Below are 3,122 nucleotides of genomic sequence, written 5' to 3'. Positions count from 1 at the left end.
CGCCGGCCGCGCGGCGCGCCGGCCCGCGCGCGCAGGCGGGCAAGGTCTTCGCGCGCGTATTGGCGCGAGCGCGCGTCCGAACCCGCGCGGCTTTCGATCAGGCCGCGGCTGACGTAGGCGTAAAGTGTCGGCGGTTTGATGCCGAGGTATTCCGCCGCCTCGGCCGCGGACAGCAGCTCGGATTGATTCGTTGATTCTGATTGATCCATGAGTTGGATCATAACGCAACGGTGTCGAGCCGGGAAGCCGAGTGCGGGATGCGGGACGGCATCGCCGTGGCAGGCGTTCTCTTCAATCGTCCATGATGTCCATTGGGTCCATCATGTCCATTCCGGCCTTTTGTCTCACCGAAACCGCAGCCAGATCAAAATCTCGTCCCGGTCCTCGCGGATCAGGCCGGGAAGAGGGCCGACAGGGCGAAACCCCAGCCGCTCGTAGAACGCACGCGCCGGCGCGTTGGATTCGGCGACCAGCACGAACAAATCACGTACCTGCAACGGGCTTTCCCGGCCGATCGCGTCGATGATCGCGCGGCCAAGGCCGCGGCCGCGAACGTCCGCGTCGAGGGCGAGGATCTCAAGGAAGCGCCCGCCGAGAAATCCGGGTTGCACGACGACAACGCCGACGACCGCCGCGGGATCGACCCCCGTGTGCCACAGGGGCGGCGGCTCATCGCCGTCGTCGCGCACGACCACGCGGGCCACGCGCGCGTTGACGCATCCCTCGATAAACGATCGGATCTGCTCGCCGGAAAAGCCGTAGCTCTTCCACGGCTCGGCGGCGAGCATGATATCGGTGACGCGCGCGATCGCGCTTCGCGTCATCCGCCGCAGCGAAAACCCCGGCGCGAGCCTTGTGCGAGGCGGGAAAAGGCCGTCCATCGGGCCGTCAGCGCACCGGCACGTCGGCCAGCGGCGATTTCGCCTTCGCCGGCGCCTGGCCCGGCGCGTCGTTCGCACGGACGTGCGCGGCGAAACCGCGCATCAGCGCGGCATGCCACATGTCGCCAAGCACTTTCGCGCCATCGCGCGTGGGGTGCATGAAATCGCCGGACGCCAGGCGCGGTTTCGATTGATACCACCGGGCCATCGAGCCCTCGCCGCCCATCGCCTCGAACGCATTCCAGAACGCGACACCGGCGTCGGCCGCCGCCTCCTTTTGCGCGGCGACGATCTTCGGAATGCTCGGCATGGTGACTAGCGCGCCGCCCTGCTTTTCGGCGCGATCAAGCGGCGCCATCACGACTATCGAAGCGTGCGGCAGCGCCTTTTTCACGTCGCCGATCACCTGCGTAAGCCCGCTTTTGAACGCGGTGACGTTCAGGTTTTTCTCCGTCGCCTCGTTCGTTCCGAACGCCAGGATCACCAGATCGGGCCCCCGGTGCGCGAGTTGATCGCGCCAGTGGTCGCGGTCGGCGCGCACGAGCGCCGAAGCGCCGATGCCGTTGACGCCGAGCGCGTCGTACACGACTCCCGGCCCGTCGTTTTCGAGGATGACACCAAGCAGCATCGGGCCGGCCTTGGTGGCGGCAAGTTCCAGCCGATGCCGTCCCGCGGGCACGGCAAGTCGCACCACGCCCGCCTCGCCGTTTCCGCGCGTGTCGAACGCACCTTTTTTGTCGCCATCGATCCGGACCTCGACCGGGCCGCCGTCCGGGCTCGCGAGCGTGAGGATCTCGAATCGCGAAACCTTGCTGCCCGGTCCCGACCCCGCCGCGCCGATGCGCGTTTCGGCCTTGGCCTTGTACGCCGCGGATACCGCGATGCCGTATCCGTATTTTCGCGTCGGCGAGCCCGACTCGTTGAGTTGATAGGCGATCCACGCCGCGTCGGGCTCGTGTTCCACGTCGTCGTGGCGATACCAGGTGCGCGTCCTGGCGGCATGGATGAAGCCGTGGCCCGCATCGCCGAACGCGGCCTGAAGGCGGCGGCGCGCCTGCCCGGAGAGAAGGTCCATCTCGATCAGCGAATCGCCGTAATGGGCGACGCGCGCGATCGCGCCGGGGCGGCCCTCGCCCGCACGCCAGAGCGCGTCATAAAACGTGGCCATCGCGCCCGCGGGATCGACGATATCGACGGTTTTTTCGGACGCGTCTTTTTCCGCCTTCGCGAGGAGGGGGGCCTTGTCGGCCCCCATCGCGCGCGGCGCTCCGGCAAGGAAGGCGGCGGCGAAAACCGACACCAGCGCGAATATCGACAGACGCGGCGTACCCGTTCGGCGCATGGAGACCTCCCTGTTTCGCGGCGAATTTTCGGCGACCGATCATAGTCCAAGGGATAGCCGGTGTCAGGGTCCGTTCCGCGCACCCGGAGAAATCCGTGAAATCCCTCGCGTTTCGGGCGCGTCTCGCCGCTCGTTTCGCGCGAAAGAATTGGCTTGACCCGACTTTTTTCCGTGTGGTAAAGGTTGTCCGCTTTTGACGTTGGAGTGACATACGCCCACGCCGGTCGTGGGAGATACCCCGCTTTCGGGGAAGGGCCAACAAACTGACGACCATTAAGGAGGGATCGTCCGATGACAAAGCTTTTCAAGAACCGCTTCCTGCTGTTCGCCCTGGTGGCCGTTTTGTGGGTCTCCTCGGCGGCCCTCGTCGCTTGCGGCGACGACGATGACGACGACGACGATGACGATGACGATGCGGCCGATGACGACGACTTCGACGACGACTTCGATGACGATGATGATGATGATGCCGACGATGATGACGCGGACGATGATGACGCCGACGACGACGATGCGGACGATGACGACGACATGGACGACGCCACCTGCCAGGCTGTTGCCGAAGGCATGTTCCTTGGCTGTGGCATCTCCTTCAATGACGCCGACGGCAACCCGCTCGACGAGCTTGCCCTCGAAGAGTGGTGCGACCTGTCCGAGGATTTTGTGAACGGCACCGGCGCCAAGACCGACAGCCCGACGTGGAACTGCTTCGCGGACTGCCTCGAGCTCGGCACCTGCGACGTGAACTGCTTCAACGCCTGCCTTGAAACGCAGACCACAGGCGGTTGCGCGGACACCATCGCCGACATGTATGCGTGCGGCATCGTGTTCACGCTCGGCGACGACTACTTCGTGTTCGCCGAGGACGCCGCTCAGGTTTGCGACCTCATGGACAACGA

The 3,122-nt window shown here is 65.6% G+C and carries 4 protein-coding genes; 1 reads left to right on the top strand and 3 read right to left on the bottom strand.

What is annotated here, in order from left to right:
• From K8I61_16935 to K8I61_16925, 3 genes are all read right to left on the bottom strand, one after another.
• Window positions 1-209, bottom strand: a 209-nt coding sequence (locus K8I61_16935) for a helix-turn-helix domain-containing protein (protein ID MBZ0273727.1), incomplete at its 3' end; no start/stop codon positions are given.
• Window positions 210-344: 135 nt separating this feature from the next.
• On the bottom strand, window positions 345-824 hold the full coding sequence (locus tag K8I61_16930; protein MBZ0273726.1) for a GNAT family N-acetyltransferase: 480 nt from the start codon (window positions 822-824) through the stop codon (window positions 345-347).
• Window positions 825-888: 64 nt separating this feature from the next.
• On the bottom strand, window positions 889-2,223 hold the full coding sequence (locus K8I61_16925; protein MBZ0273725.1) for a hypothetical protein: 1,335 nt from the start codon (window positions 2,221-2,223) through the stop codon (window positions 889-891).
• Window positions 2,224-2,514: 291 nt separating this feature from the next.
• Here K8I61_16925 and K8I61_16920 point away from each other — a divergent pair.
• Window positions 2,515-3,122: hypothetical protein (locus K8I61_16920; GenBank protein ID MBZ0273724.1), on the top strand; the 608-nt coding region annotated here is incomplete at its 3' end.

The organism is bacterium (assembly GCA_019912885.1).
Lineage (GTDB): Bacteria > Lernaellota > Lernaellaia > JACKCT01 > JACKCT01 > JAIOHV01.
This window is presented reverse-complemented; position numbering and strand designations above follow the sequence as displayed.

Bases quoted from the DNA above. Each gene is read 5' to 3' on its own strand.
- K8I61_16925 (MBZ0273725.1), bottom strand. From the start codon at position 2,223: ATGCGCCGAACGGGTACGCCGCGTCTGTCGATATTCGCGCTGGTGTCG.
- K8I61_16930 (MBZ0273726.1), bottom strand. From the start codon at position 824: ATGACGCGAAGCGCGATCGCGCGCGTCACCGATATCATGCTCGCCGCC.